The following is a 20,544-nucleotide window of genomic DNA, read 5'->3' as shown; positions in this document are numbered from 1 at the left end:
TATTAGAGCAGTTTACTTTTATACATATATATTATTAACCAATAGGTTTAAATATATAATATAAAATTACTCCAATAAATCTAAGTCTTGCCTGCATAACCAGTAACAATCTAATTATTTAATTGCTATCTTTTAAAACTGAAATAACTCTGTGAATATGCATAGTTAAATATACTATTTCATCATTATTAACCTCATAATCATAGTTGTTTTCTATGTAATACCTTATCTTTAAAGCACAATCAAAAGCCTCTGGATAAGTTTGAGATGCTAATTCTATAAATGTACTATCACTTTCCTTGTGTTGATTATTTGTTATAACCCTTTTCGCAAAATATTTAAGATGGGTTAGAAGTCTATCATAATTTAAGTCATCCTCATTAAATTCTACCGAATAATAATATCTTATTATGTTTAAAACTCCTTTTATAACATTTGTAGCAATAAGTGATTCCTTAGCCGTCTCATTGTAACTAGCATTTACTAAATGTAAAGCTATAAATCCTGCTTCATCTTCTGGCAAATTAATTTTTAATTTTTTATTCAAATAATCAACTGCCCAATGTGCTACCTTGTATTCCTCTTTGTGAATACGTCTTATTTCATCTAATAAATCATTTTTTATCTGGATTTTATTTCTGTATCTTTTTAACGCAAAAGCTATATGATCAGAAAGTGAAATACATATCTGCTTATCAAGCTTTCTATCTAACTCTTTACTAGCATGACAAATTATTTCATGTGATAATTCAAATACCCCATCTGGAATTTGATTGATTAGTTTCTTTAGCTTGTTCCCTAACCTCTTATCATCAACCATGAACACTTTCTCAATCTTGCTCTCATCAACTTCCTGGCCTACTTTTTTCCTAAAAGCAATTCCACACCCCATAAGGATAACTTCTTTTTTTGTTTTAGGGTCTATTGAAACAACTACATTATTGTTTAAAATTTTTTCTACAATCATAAAACCTAATTCTCCTTAAAGCGGAAAAATAAAAAAAACCTAAACTAAGATATGATTAACCCACATTCTCAATTTAAGTATTGCCTGCGTCTCAGTAACAATCCATACATTTAATTTATGCATTAATAATATCATCTTTAGTAACCGATGTCAAGATTTTTTGATTATTTCTATATACTTTTATTTATATTTTATTTTTCCCTACTATTTTATTATATCTTGAAATTTTACATCTAGAATTTCTATTAAGGCTTCTGGATTAATTTCTACTTGAATTCCTATCTTCCCACCACTTACTATTACCTTTTCTAAGTTTTTAGCCGTATCATTTACAAATGTTTTATACTGCTTTTTCATTCCAAATGGAGAACAGCCGCCTCTTATATAACCGGTATATTTTAATATATCTTTAACGTGTATCATTTCTATCTTTTTTTCTTCAACTATTTTAGCTGCTTTCTTTAAATCCAACTCTTTATCTACTGGTATAACAAATACATATAATTCATTACTATTTCCTATAGTAACTAAAGTCTTATAAACTTCCTCTATATTCCTATTAATTTTTTCTGCTACAGATATACCATCTATCTTTCCATCTTTAGAATCATATGTAATTATTTCATATTTAACATTATTTTTTTCTAATATCCTAATTGCATTTGTCTTAACTTTTGCCACTACTTAAAACCTTCCTAATCTAATTTAAATATGTTTATTAAATTGTATAACCTACCATATCCACTATTTTATCTAAAAGATCTTTTATTTCTTCATCATCGGATTTACTAGTTCCTAATTCTAAAACATTAGCTGGATATGCATTACAGCAATTTCTAATTATAGAATATACCTTAACATTTACACTATAGTTTTTTATATCTTCAATTGTTAAGTTCTCCTTATCTATAGATGCAATAAAATCTCTCATGCCATTACTAAATTTTACGTCAACACCATTTTGCCTTCTAGCAATAACCTTTGCATTTACTGCTCTCATTTTATCACTTCCTGTTTTATTATTATAAAAATTCCAAAATTATATTTCTATTATATCATTTAAATCTTGAAATTTACAATTATACTAAGAAGATTTAAAAATTAAACCTCCTTAGTATATAACTAATAATTTTTTTGATTTGTTGGTAATGTAATTACAAATTCACTACCTTCTCCCAATTTACTATTAACTGTAATTTCACCATGATGCAAATTAACTAACTGCTTTGTTAAAGTTAATCCTAAGCCACTACCACCGTGTTCTTCTGATACATCATTATACGCTTGACCAAATCTATTAAATATAGCTTCATGATACTTTTCTTCTATACCAATTCCGGTATCTTTAACACTTATTTTAACCCAATCATTTAAGTCATATAATTTAACTTGTATTTTACCTCCATATGGAGTAAATTTAGTTGCATTTGCTATGAGATTAATTACACATTTTTCTATCTCAGTGTTATCACACTCTATAACCTTTTCCTCTATCTCTGGATCTATTATAAGCTCTATTCCATTATTTTCTATGAAATCCTTCATTGCAAGAGCTGCTTCTTCAACTAGATATACAATATCATATTCTTGTATATCTAATTTATATGACCCCGACTCTATTTTAGAGGTATCTATTATATTATTTATTAATTTTAATAATCTATTAGAGTTTCTATTTAATGTACTCATATAATAACTTATTTTCTCTTTTGGTATAGGTTTATTATCTTCATTTAATTTAGTTATAAGCTGTTGAGTTGATAAAATTACATTTAACGGTGTTCTTAATTCATGAGATAAATTTACGAAATAATTATTCTTATACTTTTCATTTCTGATTAATTTAGCATAAAGTTCTTCATTTTCTCTAAATTTACTATCTAGTTCCCTTGTTCTTTGTTCTACTAAACTATCTAAAATTTTAACTCTATTCCATATAATATATAGTACACTTATTAATATAATTAAATATATTATATAAGCTATAGGAGTTTTCCAAGGTGGGTTGCTAACCTTTATATTTATAGCTCTTACTTCGCTCCATTCTCCAGTAGAATTTCTTCCTTTCACTAAAAATCTATAGTGTCCAGGCTGCAAATTAGTATAGTTAGCATAATTTCTATTTTCTGAAAATACCCATTCATCATCTAACCCTTCTAATCTATATGCATATTGAATTTTACTCATATTTCTATAGTCTGGCATAAAAAAATTCAATTGAAATTGATTTGTATCATAATTAAGTGTTATTGTATCTTCAATAGAAATTTCCTCTCCATTATTGTATACACTTTCTATATTTACCTTAGGAATAAACTTCTTTTCAATTAAATGCTCTGGATAAAAACTTGTTAATCCATTTGTTCCACCAAAGAACATTTCTCCATTTTCACTTTTATAGTAAGAATGACCATTAAACTCACTTCCTTGTAAGCCATCCGTTACATTAAAATTCATAAACTTGTTCTTCTTAACATCAAACTTTGATAATCCATAATTTGTACTCATCCACGGATTATCTTCACTATCTATTAATATTCCATATACAAAATTATTACTAAGACCATCTGATTCAGTATATCTTGTGAACTCTTCCTTATTTTTATCGAATTTATTTAATCCATATTGAGTCCCTATCCATAAAGTCCCTTTACTATCTGATACAATCGACTTTACTGCATTATAAGATAAACTTTTCTTATTCTTTTCATTAGTTCTATAATTTTTAACTTCACCAGTTTCTTTATTATATTTTATTAATCCACCCTCTAAACCTGAAGCAAACCAATAGATTCCATCTTCATCCTGATAAATGTCTGCAAACATTGTATCATCTATCTTATTTTCTTTAAGCATATCTGTATATTGAGTGAATGTATTCTTTCTATCAAAACTACAAAGTCCGTTTTTTGTCCCTATCCATAGTATTCCATCTTTATCAATATACAAAGTCTTCACATCATCATGTATTAAACTATTATCACTTCCGTCTGATTTATAGCTTGTAAACTTTCCTGTACTTTTATCATATTTATTTAATCCATTTTCTGTTGCAATCCAAATTTCATTATCAATTCCAACTATTTCCCTTATATTATCGTCACTTATACTATTAGGATCATTAGGATTATTCTTATATCTAGTTACAATATTATTTTCTCTATCAATTGTATTTACACCACTATGTACAGTTCCTACCCATAATAATCCATCCTTATCTTGATATATCCCTGCAATCATATTTTCACTTAATGAATTATCATCAAAAGGATTTTTTTTATAATGTTTAAATATATTATCAGGATTAAATAAGCTTATTCCATCATAGGTTCCAACCCAAATAGTTCCTGATTTATCCTCACACAAACTTAATATATTATTATTTACTAAACTTTGTTGATCATAAACTTTTGCTTTATAGGTTGTAAATTCATTTGTCTGTTCATTTAGCGTACAAAAGCCATTATCCGTTCCTATCCAAATTGTACCTCTGCTATCCCTTAAAATAGCCTGAACAAAATTACCTGGTAAGGATTTTGAATCTCCTGGTACATTTTTAAATACTTCAATTTTATTAGTTGATAAATCTAATTTATTTAAACCTCCATTATTTGTACCTATCCATAAATATCCTTTTTCTTTATCTGCATAAACTTTGAATATTGTGTCAGCGCTTATGCTATTATCTGAATCATTCTTATAATACTTAGTTACTAAACCATCTTTTTCTATTTTATTTAAACCGCCTTCAGTTCCAACCCAATAATTTCCGTTCATATCTTCTGTTATCGAGTAAACAAACTGATTGCTTAAAGCCCTTTCAGTATTAATAGAATTATATATCCTTACAAAATTATCATTTTCTTTGTCGTACTTATTCAAACCACCTACAGTTGCTACATATATATCATTTTTAGAATCAACTAATATTTCAGTTATGTTATAATGAGATATATTACATCCGTCTTTACCAGGAAAATATGATTTTACTTCCTTAGTCTTAGTATTTATTTTATTAAGACCTTTAGATGTTCCTATCCATATATTCCCTTCCGAATCTTCATTTACAGCTGCTATATAATTCCCAGTTATACTCTTTTTATCGTCTTCTTTATATCTAAAAATTTCAAATTCATGTCCATTATATCTATTTAATCCATCTACAGTACCTATCCACATATATCCCTGACTATCTTGAAAAAGATATTCTATAGATGTTTGTGATAAGCCATCTTCTATAGTTATACTTTTAAAATTTATATTTCTATCAATATTATTAACTGCAAATGTAATATTTGAAAAAAAACCCAAACTAATAGAAATAAAAATTAATACAGATACAATATATTTAACCCTATTAATCATAGCCTTACCTCTTAGTATATTTCTTTATATTAGATTAATTATAACAAATTTTTCTGTTCTTTTACATAAAAAAAAGAGTATATTTAAAATATACTCTTTTTTTGGCAGGGGCACTAGGATTTGAACCCAGAACCAATGGTTTTGGAGACCACTACTCTACCGTTGAGCCATACCCCTTTAACAAAAATCATTTTAACATGTCTAACAAATATATGTCAATATATAGTTAAGTAAATACTAAAATATTAACTTTTTATTATAAAAACTAATTGGATATAAATTTCCCTTGTTAATTTTTTTTAATTTGTTATAATAGTTTAAAATAGTTTTATAATCAAATTATTTTATAATCAAATTATTTAGGGAAGGAAGTTTTGTTATGAATATAAAACCACTTATAATTGGAGATTTAATAGCAAAAATACCTATAGTACAAGGTGGTATGGGTATCGGTGTTTCTCTTTCAAATTTAGCTTCTGCAGTTGCTAAAGCTGGTGGAATAGGTATTATTTCTGGTGCTCAAACTGGATATAAAGAAGATGATTTTGAAACAAATACTCTTGAAGCAAATTTAAGAGCATTAAAAAAGCATATAAAACTTGCAAAAGAAAAATCTAATAACGGAATTATTGGTGTTAACCTTATGGTTGCAATGAATAAATATAAGGAACATGTTGAAGCGGCTATAGAAGCTGGTGTAGATTTAATTATATCAGGAGCTGGTTTACCTACTAAATTGCCTAAGTACACCAAAGGATTTAAAGTGAAATTAGCTCCTATAGTATCATCTTGTAAAGCAGCTAAAGTAATATTAAATATTTGGGATAAACATTATGGTATAACGGCTGATATGGTTGTAATAGAAGGTCCTAAGGCTGGAGGTCATTTAGGATTTAATAAAGAAAAATTACAAGAAGAAACTGAAGCATTTGATGAAACTATAACTAATATTATTAAAGTAATTAAAGATTTTGAAATTAAATATAAAAAATCAATTCCTGTTATTGTAGCAGGAGGAGTATTTAATGGATATGACATTGCAAAATACTTAAAATTAGGTGCTTCTGGAGTTCAAATGGCGACTAGATTTGTAGCCACTAATGAATGTGATGCAGATATTAAATTTAAAGAAGCATATATAAATTGCTCAGAGGCTAATATAGACATTGTTAAAAGTCCTGTTGGTATGCCTGGAAGAGCCATAGTAAACAACTTTGTTAAAAGAACTTTAAATAGTAATATTAATGTTTCTAAATGCTATAATTGTTTAATTCCTTGTAATCCAGCAACTACACCTTATTGCATTACAGAAGCATTAATAAATGCAGTAAAAGGTAATGTTGAAAATGGTTTAATATTCTGTGGTGAAAATGCATCAAAAATAAAAAAAATAGTTTCAGTTCAAGATCTTATGAATGAGCTTACTGAAGAAATAAAATTAGCATAATATAATAAAAATACTCATAAAAAAGGAGTTGTCTAAAAAACAACTCCTTTTTACTATAAAAGTTAATAAAAAAATCTAGTAACTAACGTTACTAGATTTCTTGGCAGGGGCACTAGGATTTGAACCCAGAACCAATGGTTTTGGAGACCACTACTCTACCGTTGAGCCATACCCCTAAGACATCTATTATTATATATTAAGTTAACATAAATATCAATACTTTTTTTTAAAATTATTGCAATGGTAATTTTTTTAAAGTATCTGCAATTAGTTTTATATTATTAATCATCAATTCATCAAATGAAATTTTTCCATCAAATTTAATTAATTCAACAGTATCATATTTTAATTTTTCTTCATTTGAAATATCTGTTGATTCTTCAGTTTCTTTCATTGGCTTAGATTTATCTTTTATAAAAACTATATTTGATTCATTTAATATCTTTCCATCTATAGACCTCTTACTTGGCTCACCTTTAATTTTTATAAAATTAATCCCTAAATCTTTTAATAAATAATCAAATTCATCAGTATTAACAATAACAGTATAATTTTTATGCTTTCCAATTTCTTTTTTTAATGGTTCTATAATCCCATTAAGTTCCTCTATCTTTTTATTATAATTAGCCTCATAAAAATCTTTATTTTTTATATCTCTCTCCTGCAATGACTGTTTTATATTATATAGTGCTATTTTATATTCATTATAACCTAAAAAATAATAAGGATTTTCTTTAGCGCTATTATTAACTTCATATCCTAGCGGTCTAACACCTCTGCTAATATTTATTACTCCTATACTACCTTTTTTTAAGTTATCAATTAAGTTATTTATCCAAGGTTCATAGTTCAACCCTGTGTATATAAACAAATCTATATTGGATACATTGTTTATTATATTTTCATCTACTTTAAATTTTTCTATTTCTTCTTCTGTGCTAAATAAATATTCTACATTATGTTTATCTCCAACTAATGATTTCACCATATAATATTGCGGTTTGCTCACAGTCGTTATATTTAAAAATACTTCTCTTTCTTTATCAAACTCATTAGTTGCATTTACCAATAATGGACTTGAAAATATACCAAGTCCCATAAATAAACCTAATGTGACTATAACTAATATATAAGTAAGCTTTTTCATAATAATACCTCTTTTTAAATTCAATATGTTTATACTTTCTTATATTATCCTAATAGTATTATACTATATCACTTTTCCAGTAATATTACAATAATGTTACAATATTATAAAATTAAACCTTCTTAAAAGCAAATTACTTTCATAACTATTTTTTATAATTTTAAATATTTACTTATATATAGTTACAAATTACCTTTCTTTTTTACTTGAATTTGGATAAAATATATTAATATAAAGATTTATATAGAAAGGAGCTATTATATGCACTTTAATGTTGATAATGTTGAAAGTACAACTGCTATAGGATATGCTCTTGGCAAATTGTTAAAATCCGGAGATATAGTTTGCCTAACAGGAGATTTAGGCACTGGAAAAACTCATATTACTAAAGGAATTGCAAAAGGTTTAGATATAAATGAACATATCACTAGCCCAACCTTCACAATTGTTAATGAATATGATTCTGGAAGGCTAAAATTATTTCACTTCGATGTATATAGGGTAAGTGATCCAGATGAAATATATGCTATAGGATTTGATGATTATATTTTTTCTGATGGTGTTTCAATTATTGAATGGGCAAATTACATAGAAGATATTTTACCTAAAGACTTTATTCATATATTAATAGAAAAAGATTTGGATAAGGGTGAGAATTTTAGAAAAATAACTATAACACCATATGGAGATAGATATAATTACGTAAAGGAGTTAAAAATATGATTGTTTTAAGTATAGATTCATCCTCTCAAGTTGCTACTGTAGCTCTTATGAAAGATGATTGTCTAATTGGAGAATATACATTAAATCATAAAAGAGAACATTCAGTTTTAATTATGGATATGGTTGAAATGCTTTTAAAAGATAACAACTTAGATATAAATGATATAGATGGATTTGTAGTCTCTAAAGGCCCCGGTTCTTTTACTGGTTTAAGAATTGGGATGGCTACTGTTAAGGGGCTAAGCTTTGGCTCAAACAAACCTTATGTAAGCATTTCTAGCTTAGATGCATTAGCATACTCTTTAATAAATTTTGATGGTATAATTTGTCCTATTATGGATGCTTTAAGAAATAGTGTTTATACTTGTTTATATAAAAATGAAAATGGAAATCTTACTGCTATAACTGATTATGATGCTCTTGATTTACCATATTTAGTAAAATTAATTAAAGAAAAAGGAGATAAAGTAATCTTTACTGGTGATGGCATAAATAAACATAAAGATTACTTAAAAGAACATTTACCAAATGCTGTTTTTGCTCCAAATCATTTAAGCATAGTTAGAGCATCATCTTTAGGTGAACTTGGAATTAAAATGCTTATTGAAGGTAAATATGATAGCGTGAATTCATCACCGCTTTATTTAAAAAAACCTCAAGCAGAAAGAGAGCTTGAAAAAAGGTTGGCATTAAAAAATGGAAATAACTTATAATTTAATGTCTCTTAATGATATAAACGGAGTTTTTGAAATAAGCAATCTTTGTTTTGCTATTCCTTGGAGCGTTTCATCTATAAAAGCTGAACTTAATAATCCATTAGCTAAATATATAGTTGCTAAAGATAAAACTACAAATAGTATAGTTGGTTTTGTAGGTATCTGGATTATAGTTGGTGAAGGTGACATAACTAATATAGGCGTTCACCCTTCTTATAGAAAAAATAATATTGCTACTAACCTTTTAAAATATTTATTTAAACTATGCAATGATTTAAATTGTGAAATAATAAATTTAGAAGTTCGTGAATCAAATACTCCAGCTCAAAATTTATATAAAAAATTTAATTTTAAGGAAATTGGGATTAGAAAAAATTATTACGAAGATAATAAAGAAAATGCTATATTAATGCAATATAAAAAACTTTAATTTTATTATATAAAAAGGAGTTATACTTTTTAAAGTATAACTCCTTTTTATATTATGCTTCCGTAAGCTGTTCCTTTTTTTCACTATTAAAGTTTGAATCAACTTTAAATATTGCCATTGATACTTTTTTATATAATACATAAGTTACTACAGATACAATAACGGCTTTTATTCCGTTAAAAGGCAATAACCCAACTGTTATATATTGTAATAATGCAGCTGATTCCATATGCATTCCATAGGCTGGTAATAATAAATACACATTTGCTATTATTCCTACTATTTCTATTGCTATAAATCCTAATCCCATTCCTATAAGAGCTGTTTTCTTGTTCTTATTTCTATGATAAAACCAAGCCGCAGGTGCTACTAATGAAACTCCTACAATAAAATTAGCAAATTCTCCTACAAATCCCGTATTAGTTCCCTTAACAATCAAAATTAATAAATTCTTTATAAGTTCTATAACTATTCCTGCAAGAGGTCCAAAAGCAAACCCTCCCATAAGAGCCGGAACATCACTTAAATCTATTTTTAGCCAATCAAATGCTGGTATTACAGGAAAATCAAAATACATTAATATAACTGCAATTGCTCCTAGTAATGATATTTTTACTAATTTGTTTAAATTTTTGTTTTCATTGTTCATTTTTATTCCCTCCCAAAAGTCTATCCTCTGGGGCATTAAGTTAGAAATTCTAGTCTTACTTTAAATATAAAAAAGCCCTGATGTTTTAAATACATCAGGGCAAAAATTCAAGTAAAAGAAATTAGTTAAATGTAAATTAAATACAAATAACCTCTTTAATCTAACTTCCTACCTTCTTTCATCCAGACTATACTGTCGGCCTCGGAATTTCACCGAATCATGCTAAATTAGCTCGCGGGCTTTACCGCCGGTGGGGAATCTCGCCCCGCCCTGAAGATAATGTTTTATTATAATTCCATTATATTACCATCATTTTGATTTTACAAGTATTTTATTCATTTTCTTTTATATCTTTCATTGAAAGAGAAATTCTTTTTCTCTTTTCATCTACTTCCATTATTTTTACTTTTATTACATCTCCTACTTTAACTATATCTAAAGGGTGTTTTACAAATCTATTGGCCATTTGACTCTTGTGAACAAGACCATCCTGATGAACTCCAATATCCACAAATGCTCCAAAATCTGAAACATTTCTAACAGTTCCCATAAGAACCATTCCAGATGATAAGTCTTTTAAATCAATTACTCCAGTTTTTAAAATTGGCTTAGGCATTTCCTCTCTTGGATCTCTTCCCGGCTTTTGTAATTCTTTAATTATATCCTTAAGAGTTGGTTCTCCAACTTCTAACTCTTTAACTAAATTATTTAATCCCTTTTCTTTAACTCTCTCTTCTATATCATTCAGCCTTTTATTTATTAAATCTTCTCTTGTATATCCTAATACTTTAATTAAATTTTTAGCTACGTTATATGATTCTGGATGAACTGACGTATTATCTAAAGGATCCTTACTTTCCATCACTCTTAAAAATCCTGCACATTGTTCATATGCTTTTTGCCCTAATCTCTTAACTTTTAAAAGTTCTTTTCTACTTTTAAATCCACCAACTTCATCTCTATATAACACTATATTATTTGCTATAGTTGTATTTATTCCAGCTATATGATTAAGTAATGATGGCGTTGCTGTATTTAAATCTACACCTACTTTATTTACGGAGTCTTCAACTACTCCTGCTAATGATTCTTCTAATCTTTTTTGAGTTACATCATGCTGATATTGTCCTACTCCTATAGCTTTAGGATCAATTTTAACAAGTTCTGCCATAGGATCTTGTAATCTTCTTCCTATTGATATTGCTCCTCTTATAGTAACATCTAAATCTGGATACTCCTTAGTTGCTAACTCTGATGCCGAATATACTGATGCTCCTGCCTCTGAAACTATAACATAAGCTAGTTCTTTTCCAATTTCATTTTTAATTTCAGTAATTATTTCTGATACCACTTCTTCTGACTCTCTTGATGCTGTACCATTTCCTAATGATATAACATCAACATCATATTTTTTTACAAGTTCTTTTAACACCTTTTTAGTTCCTTCAACATCATTTTTAGGAAGAGTCGGATATACAGTTGCTTTTTCTAAAAACTTACCTGTACTATCTAAAACTGCAACTTTACACCCTGTTCTAAAACCTGGATCATATCCCATAACTACTTTTCCTTTTATAGGTGGTTGCATTAATAACGCTTTTAGATTTTCCTTAAAAATCTTTATTGCCCCCTCTTCACCTATATCAGTAAGTTCTGCTCTTACTTCTCTTTCAATAGATGGATATATTAATCTTTTTAGAGAATCTCTTATTGCAGATTTCAAATAATTATCAGTTATTGAATTTCCTTTTAACAATTCTTTCTCTAAATAATTTATTATTTTATCTTCATTAACTACAATTTTAACTGAAAGTATTTTTTCTTTTTCACCTCTATTAATTGCTAATATTCTATGTGGAGGTATCTTATTTACTTCTTCATTATATTCATAATACATTTCATAAGGAGTTGTTTCTTCACTACTTCCTTTTGACTCAATTTTACCTTCCTTTAAAACTAATTTTCTAATCCATTTTCTATATTTAGCTTCATCCGATATTGTTTCTGCAACTATATCTAAAGCCCCTGATAAAGCTTCTTCACAATTATTAACGCCTTTATCCTCATTAATAAACTTTTTAGCTTCTTCTAAAATATTCCCTTTAAATATTCCCTCTAAAATTAATTCCGCAAGAGGTTTTAATCCCTTTTCTAACGCAATAGTCGCTCTTGTTCTCTTTTTTTGCTTATATGGTCTATATATATCTTCAACTTCTGTTAAAGTCATAGCTTTTTGTAAAGACTTTGTTATTTCTTCTGTTAACTTTCCTTGTTCTTCTATAAGCCTTGAAACATCCGCTTTTCTTTCTTCTAAGCTTCTAAGATATGTTAATCTTTCTTGAAATTTTCTTAATATCTCATCTGTTAATCCCCCAGTTTGTTCTTTTCTATATCTAGATATAAATGGAACTGTATTTCCCTCATCTAGAAGTCTTATTACATTTTCCACTTGAGATAATTTTATTCCTAGTTCTTCTGCTAGTCTTCCCTCTATCTTAACCATTGTTTCCTCCTATTATTTTTACTAAAATTTACATAATACTAATATTATTATAATATTATTTATAATTAATACAACTATACATCTTTCAAATATTTAGTGATATAAATTTATGATATATTTTATTATTCCTATTGATATTATGTAAATAAATAGATATAATTATATTGTAAATATTTTACAGTAGGTGATTGTATGAAAAAATTTGCTGCTATTTTAAACAAAACAATAAATATATTATTAATATTTTTTGTAGTGTTTTTAATATTAAATGAATATTATATTGTAGAATTTTCAAAAACATTAAGAAATGTTTTTGCTTTTCTTACATTTATTCTAATCCTTATCTCTGCAATGAAAGAACTTTTAACTAACAAATCTGGATTATCTAGATTTATTAATGGAATTATTTTATTTTGTTCTATTATTGGTGGAGTATTTTCAGTTATAAGCAATCAACTTAATCTATTTATCTATATTTGCATACTATTTTCTGTAAGCTATGGATTTATAGACTTAGTATATAAAAAATCCTAATTTAATTTGACCATTATAAAATTATCTCTCATAATTTAACACCTCAAGTAATAGTATTTAATAAAACTATTATTTGAGGTATTTTTATGAAGAAAAAAGTTTCATACTATTTGTTAATATTATTTATTACTACGGCATTGGGTTTTTCTATTTTTTTTAATATTACATATTCGCAATTTAATTCAAATAATGTAAAGAAAAATATAGCAAACTTTTCTTCACAAACCTATAGTGGTCGTTTACCTGGAAGTGATGAAAATAATTTAGTTGCTGAAATAATTCGAAAGAATTTTCAAGATAACAAATTAACACCATTAAATGATAACTATAGAGAGAATTTTAATACTGTTTGTCCTGTAAAAACAAATACTCAGCCTTACATGCAAATTTCTACTAAGGGTATTGTTTTAGAGGAATTAAAATATGGTGTTGATTTTAAAGATGATATGATTAATTTTAAAAAAAATACTATTACATTCTCAAGAGCCGATACTGTAAACATTTATACTAAATCTATAGATGTTATTACCTCTGATGCAAAATGTTTATTTTATGTGAATTGCAAAGAAGATTTCTCTTTTAGAAGTTCTTTTTCAAGCGATTTTCCTTATGATATGGTAATCTCAGTTAATACTAATACTTACAATAAAATATTAGATTCTGTACGTAAGGGACTTGAAATTTCTGTTCATGTACCATTTGAAAATAAGGAAAAAACTATTTCTAATGTAGTTGGAGTTTTAAAAGGATCTTCACATAAACTACCACCACTTGTATTAACAGCTCATTATGATCATTTAGGAAAAGATGGCTTAGAAAATTTATATTCTGGTGCATTAGATAATGCTTCTGGAACATCTTTCTTGCTTGAACTACAAAGAAGTCTATCCACTTATGGTAAACCTAAACGAGATATAATTTTTGTTGCACTAAATGCAGAAGAGTTCGGTCTTCTTGGTTCTAAAGAATTTGCAGAAAAGAATATAGATAAGTTACATGATGCAGAAGTTATAAACTTTGATATGATTGGTAGTGAAGGATATCCTCTAACATTTATGCAAGGTCTATCTTTTAAAGATAAAGATTCTAAATTATTAAAGTCTGTTGAAAAAATAGCTAAAAATAAAGGTGTTAAAACTGAAGTAGTTTATCAAGATTCAAGTGATCATGCTAGTTTTAATAATGCCGGTATTGATTCATTAAGCTTTTGTCATAGCGATGTCTCAAGAATTCACACACCTAATGATACTGCGGAATTTATTAGTACAAATGCTATAGATACAGCTTATGAAGTCGTTGAAGCAAAAATATTAGGTTCATCATACGGATTTTTAACAAGATTTTTCTATAGTAAAATTTCAATTATACTATTTTCAATATTATTAATTGTATGGATAGCTTATGGTGTTAAAAAAAGAAAAGTTTCTAATTAAAATAAAAAGAAATGTCTGAATAAGATGTACCCTATAGAGTAGACATTTTTTTTAAAGTCTGCTTTGGAGTTGTCAATAAAAAGTAGACACAAAGCTAAGATAATTTTATGAATTTAATTTTTCAAATTCAGCAGGTAAAATATAACCTAATGAAGAATGAATTCTCTTAGTGTTGTAGTATAATTCAATATATTTAAATATTTCTTTTTGAGCTTGTTCTAGAGTTTGATATTTAGCATCTAGAATAAGCTCTCTTTTTATAGTTCTGTAAAAAGACTCCATAGACCATCCAACTACCTTTCGTGAATAGATATCAAGAAAAACTGCTAAATAGAGAGTTCCTTTTTTAGTTGGTATATATGTAATATCTCTAACCCATATTTTATTTTTGCTATCTGTTTGAAACATTTGATTTAATAAATTTGGACGTTCAATGGCATTTGATTTTTTATTATAATATTTATATCTATAGAGTGTTCCTTTAGGACACAACTTTAGTTCTCTCATGAGCCTTGCTACATGTTTTCTATTAATATTAATTCCTTTATTATTTAAAACTTTTTCTATTCTAATAGAGCCATAACGTCCCTTGTTTTCTTCAAAAATTTGTTTGATTTTCCCCTTCAATACTTCATTCTCAATATCCCTTTTATATGGCTTATGTTTTAAAAATTTATAATATCCTGATCTTGATACATTTAATGCTTTGCAGGCCTTATTGATATTATATTATTATGATTTTCTTTTAAAAACTGAAATCTTATTTGTTCTTTTGCTTCAAGAAGGCCTGATATTTTTTTAATAATTCAAGCTCCTTTTTTAACTCAAGATTTTCTTGCTTCAATTTTTTTATCTCATACTGACATGAATAAAGTCCGGTTCCATGTCCTGGAAACGCACTTTCTCCATATTCTTCATATTCACTTATCTATCTATACAAAGAATTGTAATGTATAGATATCTCTTTTTCCACATTAGAAACTGATATAAATGTCAAGTTAATATTGTAAGTTTTTGATCATTTAAGAGTGTAGTTTTTAGTGCTCTTCAAAATTAAAATGATCTTTTAGTCTATAAGAATTTCCAGTAATAGAAACTACGTGAGCGTGATGAAGTACTCTATCTAAAATAGCATTAGCTATTATAGGATCGCAAAATATTTCATCCCAAGCATTAAAATTTATATTAGTAGTTATAATAGTACTTTTCTTTTCATAACGCATATCTATAAGTTGGAAAAATAGCTTTGAATCTTCTTTGTCTATAGGTAAATATCCTAATTCATCTATGATAAGAAGCTTGTACTTACTAAAATGCTTAAGCCTTGAATCAAGCCTATTTTCTAAATTAGCCCTTTTTAATTGTTGCAATAAATCATTACATTTAATAAAGTATGTGCTACATCTTCGCTTCGCGGCAGCGATACCTATAGAAGTTGACAGGTGAGTCTTTCCTACACCGCTTGTCCCTAAAAATACAATATTTTCTTTTGCCTCCAAGAAGCGTAATGATGCAAAATCTAATATTTGATCTTGATTTATTCCTGGTTGAAAATTAAAATCAAAGTCTTTAAGTTCTTTAGTATGGGGAAATGCTCCTACCTTAACCATTGATCTAATCATATTTGCTTCTTTACAATCTATTTCATGAGATGTAAGTTTGATAAGAGTATCAACAAATGATAATTTATTTTTTGTTGAAAAATCAATAACTTCATCTAAATGATTAACCATTTGCTTTAGTTTTAAATACTCTAAATTATTAATTAATTGCATATACGCACTATTAGTTACCATATATTTCTCCTATCATTTTTAAATTATTTTTAGCTATTTCATTCATTTCATATTTGGAATTTTTAAATGTTAAAGAACTAATCTGTAAGTAATGATTATTATGATAATTTAATTTTTGATTTTTAATTTCATGGATAGTAACTAAATTTGTGCTATAATACAAATGTAGTTGATTATCATATACTTGCAATTTAAGTTTTTTGCCTATATATTCTGGTGGTACAGAATATTGGTTTGATTTATAAGAAATCATACTTTGGCTATTAACCTTAACACTTGTAGTTATGATGTTGTATTGATTTCTTATTTGTTCTGTTGGAAGCGCAAATAAGAAATCTTTTTCTTTTTCTAAGTGGAGAACAGGAATTTTGCCAGTTGAAGTATGGCATGTCCCATTAATTCTATCATTAAGTTTTAAAATTAATTCATGCAATTCATCAAAGTTGAGAGTACCATTATAAGCTCTAATCTCATCTAGTAATTTCATTGGTGCTTCTACTTTAGCTTTTGTATTCGGTCTACCTGCTATGCAGGGACGGACTTTAAAGCCATAATCATCTGCAAACTGTTGAAATTTATTGTTTACCTTTCCGCTTTGATAAGTTGTTCTTGGTTGATCCATAACAGTTTTCATATTATCTGTTAATAATTCTTTAGGAACGCCGCCGAAGGCTTCAAATGATTCATTTAAAAATGAAAATAATATATCTTGTGTTTTTTCTAATGATAATCTATAAATTCTAAACCTTGAATATGACAGTATTAAAACAAATATATTTATGTTAATAACTTCACCGTTGCTTAAAACAAAATCAATATTTTCTTTCCAATCTAATTGTGCTTGATGTCCCTTATCCGTTTCAAATCTCATAGTAGATTTATTAGATATGTAGCCTTTTTTTCGACGTTTAAAATAATCATTAAACTCAACATTGTTAGATATGTATCTTCTAAAAGAAGATTGTGCACAGTCTAAGCCATGGTTATCTTTAAGATATTGCCATAGAACACGCTTATAATAGAATATTTGAATTGACTCTTCACTCAAAAGAGATTGTATAATAGGCTTAAAATCATCAATTGGTGATTTTCGATTTCGAGTTGCTGGCTTAACATATCCATTTAAATATTTTCCTACAGTACGGGCATCCACACCAAGTTCTCTTGCGATTTGGCTCTTATTAACCTTCAAATTATTTACCTCCATAATTACTTTTAATTTATGAAGATCTACTAAACTATTAACTTTAATTTCTGAATTAACATTTACTTTTATAATCATAATTACCTCCGATCCCTCTTTGGTAATTATACTTTATAAAGTTATTTTCTTACATTCTTAAATGATCATTTGTTTACATTCCTATCTTAGCACTTATAACTGACATATCATCTTCAAGGACTAATTTTACAGCAGCAATTTTGAACTGTTTATCATAACTTCTTCTCATAAGTAGACCACCTTTCACTATTTTCTGTTAACTCAGTGTCTACTTAAATATACCACTTCCAGTCTACTCTTTTTTTAACTGCCCTTGACAAATAGGACAGTTTAATTACCAAAGTAGGTCTTGGACTATTTTTATTAAAATAATTTTCTTCCAAATTCATTAATATTTGTTCTCTAATAAATTTAGTTTACAAGTATGTAAATCTACAAAATAAGTATTAAGTTCTTTTAAGTATTCTACTCTTCTAACGAAGTATTGAAACTAGAGAAGATTTTGGCCACTAGGAAATTAATACTGTACTAAGATCAAAATCTAAGAAAGATAATGTACTCTTAACTACTGTAGAAAGAAATACATTAAATTCAATTCATAGAAAAATTAAATTGAAAATAACTGAAGCCATATCAGCGGGGATTCTGAGAATTAACACTGAATTTTGTGATAAATTCAGTCAAGTGTTCAAAACAATAACCAATGATAATGGATCAAAATTTTCTAATCTTAGTGATATTAGAAAAATACTGATACTAAGGTTTATTTCACGCACTCTTATTCATATTTTGAGAAATGGTGCAATGAACGACATAATTAAATAATAAGAAGATTCATTCCAAAAATAAATCTATATATAATTATAGCGTTAATGAAATTGCTTATATTGAATATTGCAATTTGCAGAAAAAAATACTTTTCTCAATCACTTCAAAATTTATATTTTTTTTAGTTAAAATTCCTGCTAATCATCAATTTTTTGATGGCTAAATCTTAATTAACTTACTATAATAGTTTTAATAACTGCATTACTATTATAGGTATAAATAATAATATATATGCATATATATATATTTTTTTAAATTTCAAATTTTTTTCTGATTTATTATTGATACGATTTTTTCTATTTATACTAATAGATGATAGTATACATATAATATTTATCCCACAGAATATATTAAAAATTAAGTCTGGGATTGGTTTTCCTAGCATTAATAGTACTAGAATAATCATTAAACCTATCAGCGCTATAAATGAACTTCCAAAATATATTTTCTCCATAATATTCCTCCGATTTTCAAAATTCGATCTGTTAAATTATATGAACATTGCTCTTCTCAACTCTAGGAAATACAATAAGTTTGACAAGAACTAATTTCCCCCTAGAAAAGGAGAGAAGAACAATGAACAAAACAAATATTAAATGTCCTCGCTGTCATTCAAATAAACTATATAAGTTTGGTTTAGACAAGCAGCCTAATCAAAAATATCAATGCCAAAATTGCAAGCGACAATTCGCTCCTGACAAAGTCAGTAGCCGAGTTTTAAAAAACTATCCTAGATGCCCTAAGTGCGGTAAAGGCACTTACTTACATCATTCCTACAAACATTATAATCGCTATAAATGTAATAATAAAAAATGTAACCATATTATAGTCAATCATCACAATTTTAACATTGATCCAGCTTCTAGCGAAGCTATTACCGGATCACTTTCTATGAAAGGCATGAGATTTCCTTTACAAGTGATTATTACTGCCTTAACTTTATACTATTTAAATAATACATCAACTAGAGCTATATCTCAGTTTCTTATGAGTACATTTAATATCAAAGTATCTCATGTAACTGTAGCTAATTGGAGTAATAAATTTGCTCCTTACTTCAAACTGAAAGTTGATAAATTTAAACATCAAGTAGATTTACAATCTGACGACTGGCATGCCGATGAGACTATTGTTTTTATTAATGGTATAAAGCACTATCTATGGCTAGTTATAGACTCCGAAACACGTTTTATAGTATCTTTTCATTTAAGTAAATATAGAGATGAAAACTCTGCTTTTTCTCTAATAAATGAGGTTAAAAAATACGGTTCTCCATTTAACTTAGTAACAGACAGATGGCCAGCTTATAACGAAGCGATAGCTACGCTATTACCGAATACAAAACATTTACCTGTAAAACCGATGTCTAGTTATATAAACAATAATCTTATAGAATCCTTTAATAAAACCTTTAAGGCTTGGTATAAATCTAAAAAAGGATTTAATTCATTTGAAAAAGCTAATAATCTTATTTTTATGTTTATATTTCACTATAACTTTATTAGACCTCATGGTTCATTGAATAACCTTACACCTGCCGAAGTTGCTGGCTTTGCTAGCAATAATATAACAAGACAATCTTGGTTTATAGCTTCATAGTACCTTTAAATATTTTCGATTAACCTGCTGGAAAAAATTATATTTTTGCAGGTCTATTTCCTATACACAAAAATAATCAAACTTATATAATTTTCAAAGAACGAGAAATTCTAAGATTTATTAAGCTATTTTTTCATAACAGCTTAACAGATTCTCAAAATTAATGTACTATAATTACTTCTTTA

The 20,544-nt window shown here is 27.2% G+C and carries 18 protein-coding genes, 2 tRNA genes and 1 riboswitch; of the genes, 7 read left to right on the top strand and 13 right to left on the bottom strand.

Annotated features, from left to right (window positions below; genetic code table 11):
• Positions 1-118 precede the first annotated feature (118 nt).
• From licT to CP523_RS10450, 5 genes are all read right to left on the bottom strand, one after another.
• Positions 119-967: a BglG family transcription antiterminator LicT gene (gene licT / locus CP523_RS10470; RefSeq protein ID WP_120140840.1), complete on the bottom strand. Its 849-nt coding sequence runs from the start codon at positions 965-967 to the stop codon at positions 119-121.
• A 204-nt stretch (positions 968-1,171) separates the two neighbouring features.
• Positions 1,172-1,648, bottom strand: a complete 477-nt coding sequence (gene ybaK, locus CP523_RS10465; RefSeq protein ID WP_066674226.1) for a Cys-tRNA(Pro) deacylase — start codon at positions 1,646-1,648, stop codon at positions 1,172-1,174.
• Between the two features lie 37 nt (positions 1,649-1,685).
• Entirely contained in the window at positions 1,686-1,967 is a 282-nt protein-coding gene (locus tag CP523_RS10460) for a hypothetical protein (protein ID WP_120140839.1), read from the bottom strand.
• Positions 1,968-2,089: 122 nt separating this feature from the next.
• Entirely contained in the window at positions 2,090-5,332 is a 3,243-nt protein-coding gene (locus tag CP523_RS10455) for a ligand-binding sensor domain-containing protein (protein ID WP_066674230.1), read from the bottom strand.
• A 102-nt stretch (positions 5,333-5,434) separates the two neighbouring features.
• Positions 5,435-5,509: transfer RNA gene (locus CP523_RS10450), tRNA-Trp, on the bottom strand.
• Between the two features lie 202 nt (positions 5,510-5,711).
• On the opposite strand from CP523_RS10450, the gene CP523_RS10445 reads away from it, so the two are divergent.
• Positions 5,712-6,779 (top strand): NAD(P)H-dependent flavin oxidoreductase, encoded by a 1,068-nt coding sequence (locus CP523_RS10445; RefSeq protein WP_120140838.1) that lies wholly within the window; start codon positions 5,712-5,714, stop codon positions 6,777-6,779.
• Between the two features lie 101 nt (positions 6,780-6,880).
• Here CP523_RS10445 and CP523_RS10440 read toward each other — a convergent pair.
• Together CP523_RS10440 and CP523_RS10435 are read right to left on the bottom strand one after the other, a co-directional pair.
• Positions 6,881-6,955, bottom strand: a tRNA-Trp gene (locus CP523_RS10440).
• Between the two features lie 56 nt (positions 6,956-7,011).
• Positions 7,012-7,926, bottom strand: coding sequence for a metal ABC transporter substrate-binding protein (locus CP523_RS10435; RefSeq protein ID WP_066674234.1), 915 nt, complete (start codon positions 7,924-7,926; stop codon positions 7,012-7,014).
• Between the two features lie 261 nt (positions 7,927-8,187).
• On the opposite strand from CP523_RS10435, the gene tsaE reads away from it, so the two are divergent.
• Genes tsaE through rimI form a run of 3 tightly spaced genes read left to right on the top strand, consistent with a single transcriptional unit; the run spans position 8,188 to position 9,795 of the window.
• Positions 8,188-8,649 carry a tRNA (adenosine(37)-N6)-threonylcarbamoyltransferase complex ATPase subunit type 1 TsaE gene (gene tsaE / locus CP523_RS10430; protein ID WP_066674236.1) on the top strand — a complete coding sequence of 154 codons (462 nt, stop codon included), beginning with the start codon at positions 8,188-8,190 and terminating at the stop codon, positions 8,647-8,649.
• Positions 8,646-9,362, top strand: a complete 717-nt coding sequence (tsaB, locus tag CP523_RS10425) for a tRNA (adenosine(37)-N6)-threonylcarbamoyltransferase complex dimerization subunit type 1 TsaB (RefSeq protein WP_120140837.1) — start codon at positions 8,646-8,648, stop codon at positions 9,360-9,362. The genes tsaE and tsaB overlap by 4 nt, the downstream gene beginning before the upstream one ends.
• The gene (gene rimI / locus CP523_RS10420; RefSeq protein ID WP_066674239.1) at positions 9,346-9,795 is read left to right on the top strand and encodes a ribosomal protein S18-alanine N-acetyltransferase; all 450 of its coding nucleotides are present in this window, start codon (positions 9,346-9,348) and stop codon (positions 9,793-9,795) included. The genes tsaB and rimI overlap by 17 nt, the downstream gene beginning before the upstream one ends.
• A gap of 52 nt (positions 9,796-9,847) precedes the next feature.
• Here the strand turns inward: rimI and CP523_RS10415 are convergent, their stop codons facing one another.
• Positions 9,848-10,444 (bottom strand): ECF transporter S component, encoded by a 597-nt coding sequence (locus CP523_RS10415; protein ID WP_120140836.1) that lies wholly within the window; start codon positions 10,442-10,444, stop codon positions 9,848-9,850.
• A gap of 166 nt (positions 10,445-10,610) precedes the next feature.
• Positions 10,611-10,726: riboswitch (FMN riboswitch) on the bottom strand.
• Between the two features lie 49 nt (positions 10,727-10,775).
• Positions 10,776-12,947: a Tex family protein gene (locus tag CP523_RS10410; protein WP_120140835.1), complete on the bottom strand. Its 2,172-nt coding sequence runs from the start codon at positions 12,945-12,947 to the stop codon at positions 10,776-10,778.
• Between the two features lie 192 nt (positions 12,948-13,139).
• On the opposite strand from CP523_RS10410, the gene CP523_RS10405 reads away from it, so the two are divergent.
• Together CP523_RS10405 and CP523_RS10400 are read left to right on the top strand one after the other, a co-directional pair.
• Positions 13,140-13,481, top strand: a complete 342-nt coding sequence (locus CP523_RS10405; protein ID WP_066674249.1) for a hypothetical protein — start codon at positions 13,140-13,142, stop codon at positions 13,479-13,481.
• 86 nt (positions 13,482-13,567) lie between these two features.
• Complete coding sequence (locus CP523_RS10400; protein WP_120140834.1) at positions 13,568-14,914, top strand: M28 family metallopeptidase; 1,347 nt, start codon at positions 13,568-13,570, stop codon at positions 14,912-14,914.
• A 105-nt stretch (positions 14,915-15,019) separates the two neighbouring features.
• On the opposite strand, the gene CP523_RS10395 is transcribed toward CP523_RS10400, so the two are convergent.
• From CP523_RS10395 to CP523_RS10380, 4 genes are all read right to left on the bottom strand, one after another.
• Entirely contained in the window at positions 15,020-15,637 is a 618-nt protein-coding gene (locus CP523_RS10395) for an IS3 family transposase (protein ID WP_120140833.1), read from the bottom strand.
• A 314-nt stretch (positions 15,638-15,951) separates the two neighbouring features.
• Complete coding sequence (gene istB, locus CP523_RS10390; RefSeq protein ID WP_120140832.1) at positions 15,952-16,710, bottom strand: IS21-like element helper ATPase IstB; 759 nt, start codon at positions 16,708-16,710, stop codon at positions 15,952-15,954.
• Positions 16,700-17,992 carry an IS21 family transposase gene (gene istA, locus CP523_RS10385; protein ID WP_120140831.1) on the bottom strand — a complete coding sequence of 431 codons (1,293 nt, stop codon included), beginning with the start codon at positions 17,990-17,992 and terminating at the stop codon, positions 16,700-16,702. Before istA ends, istB begins: the two co-directional genes overlap by 11 nt.
• A 946-nt stretch (positions 17,993-18,938) precedes the next feature.
• Entirely contained in the window at positions 18,939-19,214 is a 276-nt protein-coding gene (locus CP523_RS10380; RefSeq protein WP_120140830.1) for a hypothetical protein, read from the bottom strand.
• A 122-nt stretch (positions 19,215-19,336) separates the two neighbouring features.
• Here CP523_RS10380 and CP523_RS10375 point away from each other — a divergent pair, with 122 nt between their 5' ends.
• Positions 19,337-20,359 carry an IS6 family transposase gene (locus CP523_RS10375; protein ID WP_120140829.1) on the top strand — a complete coding sequence of 341 codons (1,023 nt, stop codon included), beginning with the start codon at positions 19,337-19,339 and terminating at the stop codon, positions 20,357-20,359.
• The last annotated feature ends 185 nt before the right edge of the window (positions 20,360-20,544 follow it).

This window comes from Clostridium septicum (genome assembly GCF_003606265.1).
In the GTDB taxonomy this organism is placed as follows: domain Bacteria; phylum Bacillota; class Clostridia; order Clostridiales; family Clostridiaceae; genus Clostridium; species Clostridium septicum.
The sequence above is the reverse complement of the archived record's forward strand: the minus strand, read 5'-3'. Positions and strand labels throughout refer to the sequence as shown.

Bases quoted from the DNA above. Each gene is read 5' to 3' on its own strand.
- licT (WP_120140840.1), bottom strand. From the start codon at position 967: ATGATTGTAGAAAAAATTTTAAACAATAATGTAGTTGTTTCAATAGAC.
- CP523_RS10460 (WP_120140839.1), bottom strand. From the start codon at position 1,967: ATGAGAGCAGTAAATGCAAAGGTTATTGCTAGAAGGCAAAATGGTGTT.
- CP523_RS10455 (WP_066674230.1), bottom strand. From the start codon at position 5,332: ATGATTAATAGGGTTAAATATATTGTATCTGTATTAATTTTTATTTCT.
- CP523_RS10445 (WP_120140838.1), top strand. From the start codon at position 5,712: ATGAATATAAAACCACTTATAATTGGAGATTTAATAGCAAAAATACCT.
- CP523_RS10435 (WP_066674234.1), bottom strand. From the start codon at position 7,926: ATGAAAAAGCTTACTTATATATTAGTTATAGTCACATTAGGTTTATTT.
- tsaE (WP_066674236.1), top strand. From the start codon at position 8,188: ATGCACTTTAATGTTGATAATGTTGAAAGTACAACTGCTATAGGATAT.
- tsaB (WP_120140837.1), top strand. From the start codon at position 8,646: ATGATTGTTTTAAGTATAGATTCATCCTCTCAAGTTGCTACTGTAGCT.
- rimI (WP_066674239.1), top strand. From the start codon at position 9,346: ATGGAAATAACTTATAATTTAATGTCTCTTAATGATATAAACGGAGTT.
- CP523_RS10415 (WP_120140836.1), bottom strand. From the start codon at position 10,444: ATGAACAATGAAAACAAAAATTTAAACAAATTAGTAAAAATATCATTA.
- CP523_RS10410 (WP_120140835.1), bottom strand. From the start codon at position 12,947: ATGGTTAAGATAGAGGGAAGACTAGCAGAAGAACTAGGAATAAAATTA.
- CP523_RS10405 (WP_066674249.1), top strand. From the start codon at position 13,140: ATGAAAAAATTTGCTGCTATTTTAAACAAAACAATAAATATATTATTA.
- CP523_RS10400 (WP_120140834.1), top strand. From the start codon at position 13,568: ATGAAGAAAAAAGTTTCATACTATTTGTTAATATTATTTATTACTACG.
- istB (WP_120140832.1), bottom strand. From the start codon at position 16,710: ATGGTAACTAATAGTGCGTATATGCAATTAATTAATAATTTAGAGTAT.
- istA (WP_120140831.1), bottom strand. From the start codon at position 17,992: ATGATTATAAAAGTAAATGTTAATTCAGAAATTAAAGTTAATAGTTTA.
- CP523_RS10380 (WP_120140830.1), bottom strand. From the start codon at position 19,214: ATGGAGAAAATATATTTTGGAAGTTCATTTATAGCGCTGATAGGTTTA.
- CP523_RS10375 (WP_120140829.1), top strand. From the start codon at position 19,337: ATGAACAAAACAAATATTAAATGTCCTCGCTGTCATTCAAATAAACTA.